Here is a 4,251-nt window from a genome sequence, read left to right on the forward strand (position 1 = left end):
CGAACAGCGCCGTCGTGCCCAGGGCATGGCCGCAGCCCGCCAGGCCCACGGGCCGGTCGATGCCCTCGGCGCCCCGGCGGTGTAGCAGCACCGTACCGACCTTGAGGATCTGCAGCACCGGCGCGGACTGGCCTTGGCGCGCCAGCGTTTCGGCCTTGCGAAAGCGCCGCTCCACCACGCGGCCCGCCATCTGCACCTCGCGCGGGGCCCGGCCGAGCAGGCAGTGCGAGCGGCCGGCGCAGGTGTGGCACGGAGGCAGGGGCGCGCCCTCTTCGGTCGGCGTGGTGCCGTGGGGCCGGGTGCGCAGACTCAGCACGAAAACGGCCTCCAGGGCATGATTTCTCCCGGCATATCGCTATAAAAATAATAGCAATTGCTTGCGATGGTGACGGACGGAGCGGGCCGGCTGCTCAGGCGTAGGCCAGTTCGCCGTGGCGGCTTTCGATGCGCTGGCCGGCCGACAGCGACATCAGCAAAAGCGCGATGGTCTCGTGCAGGATGACCGTCTGCTGGTTGCCCGTGTCCACCATGTGCCGGCGCAGCGCGTCACGCACCGCCGGCTGGCCCGTCACATCGATCACGATGTCCGCGGCGCTGCCGTGCGCCGCCAGCAATCCCATGAAATCGGAGGTCACGGGCACGCCGTGGCTGCGCGCCAACTCAATGCTGGGCAGGGAGAGGTTCAGGTCCGCCACCCCGAGCACGGAGACGAACGGCGCTGCCAGCAATTGCTGCAACAGCGGGGTGCCGGTGTGGCCGGCACCGATGACGAGGATGCGAAAGGGCTGCATGGCGTGCCTTGGAAATCACGAAGGCGCCAGTCTGCCGGCCACGGGCTCCGCGGGGCATGATCTGCATCAACATCGGTGGAGGCGCAGCGCACCCCACCGGGGCAGGGCGTCAGTCGGCCCGGATGCCCTGCGTGCGGATCACGCGGGCCATGAGCGCGGTGTCCGCCTGGATGCGGTTCGCCAGCCCCTGCGGCGAGGTCCCGGCCACCTGCCAGCCTTGCTGGAACAGCTTGGCCCGCACGTCGGGGCTGCGGGCGATGTCGGTGATCAGCGCCGACAGCCGCGCCTGCACCGCAGCGGGCATGGTGGCCGGTGCGGCGAATGCGTTCCAGATCTCCAGGTTCAGGTCCGGCACGCCGGCCTCCGCCAGGCTGGGCACGCCGGGCACGAGCGTGCTGCGACCGGCCGAGGTGACGCCGATGAGGCGCAGCTTGCCCGTGCGTTCCTGCGACAGGGCGAGCGCAGGCGGCAGCAGCGCCATCTGCAGCTGTCCGCCCAGCATGCCCGTGGCCACCTGCGGGTAGCCGGGGTAGGGCACATGCACTGGCGCGATGCCGGCGCGGGCCTTGAGCAGTTCCGTACCCAGGTGGCCCACCGTTCCCACGCCTGGCGTGCCGTAGCTCCAGCGGCTGCCGGCCTGCCGCGCCGCTGAGAGAAACGCGCGCGCATCGGCATGGGCCGGCACGTCCGGCTGCGAGGCTGGGGCGGTCAGCACCAGCGGCGAAGTGCCCACCAGGCTCAGCGGCGCGAGGTCCTTCTGCGGGTCGTAGGGCACGGCCGGGTTGAGCAGCTTGGCGATGGTCAGGTTGCCGTTGATGAACAGGCCGATGGTGTGGCCATCGGTCGCCTTGGCCACCGCATCGGCGCCGATGTTGCCGCCCGCGCCCACCTTGTTTTCCACGATCACCGGATGGCCCAACGCCTGCGCCAGCGGCTCGGAGAACGTGCGCGCCGTCAGGTCCGGCGACGATCCCGGCGGAAAGCCCACGATGATGCGCAGCGGCTTGCTCGGCCACCCCGGCGTCTCCAGTGCGCCGGGTGCCGATTGGGCCGTGGCCGTGCCCAGAGTGCCAGCGAGCGAAAGGGCCACCATCAGCGTGCGGCGTCGAACGGCAGGAAAAGTCATGGGGGTCGTGTCCTTGGAGATCGGGGGCACCGGCAGCCGGCGCACCCATGAAAAAAGCGCGCAATCCGCAGGGGATTGCGCGCTCGGGATTATCGCCATGCCGGCCGCCTGCTAAGGCGGGTGGCCAGCCGGTCAAGCGTACTCGACCAGGGCCTTTTTTCATCTTCTTCATCGCGGCCACTTCAATCTGGCGGATGCGTTCGGCGCTCACGCCGTACACAGCGGCCAGCTCGTGCAGCGTCATGCCGCCGGAGCCGTCGTCGTTCACCTTGAGCCAGCGCTCTTCCACGATGCGGCGGCTGCGATCGTCCAGGCCCGAGAGGGCGGCGGCGATGCCGTCGGTGGCCAGGGCATCGCGCTGGCGCGATTCGATCATGGCGGTGGGCTCGTGGGCACCATCGGCCAGGTAGGCGATGGGGCCGTAGGCCTGTTCGCCGTCATCGGAGGGCGAGGGGTCCAGCATCACGTCACCGCCCGACAGGCGGGTTTCCATCTCGATGACCTCTTCGCGCTTGACGTTCAAGTGCTGCGCCACTGCATCGATTTCGCGCTCGGAGAGCGTGTCGCGGTGGGTGGCTGCATCGGCGGCGGCCGCATCGGCCTTGAAGCCCTGCTTCATCGAGCGCAGGTTAAAGAACAGCTTGCGCTGCGACTTCGTCGTGGCCACCTTGACCATGCGCCAGTTCTTCAGGATGTACTCGTGAATCTCGGCCTTGATCCAGTGCATGGCGTAGCTCACCAGGCGCACGTTCTGATCGGGGTCGAAACGCTTGACGGCCTTCATCAGGCCCACGTTGCCTTCCTGGATCAGGTCGCCGTGGGGCAGGCCGTAGCCGAGGTACTGGCGGGCGATGGAGACCACCAGACGCAGGTGCGACATCACCATGCGGCCAGCGGCATCCACGTCGTTGTTGTCCTTGAGCTGGCGCGCGTACGTGCGCTCCTCTTCCGCCGTGAGCAGCGGAAGGCGGTTCACCGCCGAGATGTAGGCGTCCAGATTGCCCAAGGGGGGGATGAGCGCCCAAGGATTGGCGGGAGCCAGAGCGGTGGCTGCGGTTCCAGATTGAAGCGTCATTCCAGAGATCCTTTCTTCCATGACATTCATGTTAGCACTCCATATGAGGGAGTGCTAAGGGACTAGTTCCCGCACCGGCGTAGGACGTGGGAGATGCGTTATTGTCGGAAAAAAGGGCGTCGGCGCAGCAATTCAAAGGGTATGGTGCTATTGAATTAGTAGCGAAAAAATCCAAAAACTTCGTTTTGTGAACAATCAATTCACCGGATGGCACCAATCCGTCCCGGTCGCCCAGCCCCCGGCACACGTGGCAAGGGGCTTCGGACTCCGTTCGCCGGTCGGTCAAGTCAGCAAAGCTTGCGCGAATTCCTTGGCGTTGAAGGTTTCCAGGTCTTCCAGCTTCTCGCCTACGCCGATGAAGTACACCGGAATGGGGCGTTCCTGCGCGATGGCAGCCAGCACGCCGCCCTTGGCCGTGCCGTCGAGCTTGGTCACGATGAGGCCGGTCAGCTGCAGCGCATCGTCGAAGGAGCGCACCTGGGCCAGTGCGTTCTGTCCCGTGTTGCCATCGATCACCAGCAGCACCTCGTGCGGCGCCGTCGAATCCGCCTTGGTGACCACGCGCTTGATCTTCTGCAGCTCCTGCATCAGGTGCAGTTGCGTCGGCAGGCGCCCGGCGGTATCGACCAGCACCACGTCCTTGCCGCGCGCCTTGCCGGCGGTGACGGCATCGAAGCTCACCGCTGCGGGATCGCCGCCGTCCTGGCTCACGATCTCCACCGTGTTGCGGTCGGCCCAAACGCCGAGCTGCTCGCGCGCCGCCGCCCGGAAGGTGTCGGCCGCGGCCAGCAGAACCGCCGCGCCCTCGTTGGCCAGGTGCTTGGTCAGCTTGCCGATGGAGGTCGTCTTGCCCGCGCCGTTGACCCCCGCCACCATGATCACGGTGGGCGTGTAGCGGCCGATGACCAGCGATTTCTCCAGCGGCCGCAGCAGGTCGGCCAGGGCCTCGGCCAGCAGGGCCTTCACGGCGGCCGGATCGGTGGTCTTGGTGTCCTTGACGCGGCGCTTGAGGTCGTCCAGCAGGTGCTGCGTGGCCTTCACGCCGGTGTCGGCCATCAGCAGGGCCTCTTCCAGCTCTTCGTACAGCGCGTCGTTGATCTGGGTGCCGGTGAAGACCGTGGCGATGCTGCTGCCGGTCTTGCGCAGGCCGTTCTTCAGGCGGTCCATCCAGCCCTTGCGCTCGGCGGGCGCGGGCTGCAAGGGCGGTGCGGCCGGGGTGGGCATCGCCGGTGGTGGGACCGGCACGGCGGGCACCGCCG

3 protein-coding genes and 2 pseudogenes are annotated in these 4,251 nt (G+C 67.7%); all 5 read right to left on the bottom strand.

Translation table 11 applies throughout. The annotated features are described in order from the left end of the window. Positions 1–316: pseudogene (locus AC27IQ_RS19560) on the bottom strand (hypothetical protein); the annotation flags it as partial. 94 nt (positions 317–410) lie between these two features. Next, on the bottom strand, positions 411–791 hold the full coding sequence (locus AC27IQ_RS19565; RefSeq protein WP_284405410.1) for an oxidoreductase: 381 nt from the start codon (positions 789–791) through the stop codon (positions 411–413). 109 nt (positions 792–900) lie between these two features. Next, the gene (locus AC27IQ_RS19570; RefSeq protein WP_487090477.1) at positions 901–1,917 is read right to left on the bottom strand and encodes a Bug family tripartite tricarboxylate transporter substrate binding protein; all 1,017 of its coding nucleotides are present in this window, start codon (positions 1,915–1,917) and stop codon (positions 901–903) included. A gap of 132 nt (positions 1,918–2,049) precedes the next feature. Beyond that, a pseudogene (gene rpoH, locus AC27IQ_RS19575) lies at positions 2,050–2,992 on the bottom strand (RNA polymerase sigma factor RpoH). Between the two features lie 282 nt (positions 2,993–3,274). Then, the coding region (ftsY, locus tag AC27IQ_RS19580; RefSeq protein ID WP_487090478.1) for a signal recognition particle-docking protein FtsY at positions 3,275–4,251 on the bottom strand (977 nt) is incomplete at its 5' end.

This window comes from Acidovorax sp. KPB24-07 (genome assembly GCF_057543315.1).

What these genes read in the sequence shown, in the direction of transcription:
- AC27IQ_RS19565 (WP_284405410.1), bottom strand. Translation starts at nt 791, where the DNA reads ATGCAGCCCTTTCGCATCCTCGTCATCGGTGCCGGCCACACCGGCACC.
- AC27IQ_RS19570 (WP_487090477.1), bottom strand. Translation starts at nt 1,917, where the DNA reads ATGACTTTTCCTGCCGTTCGACGCCGCACGCTGATGGTGGCCCTTTCG.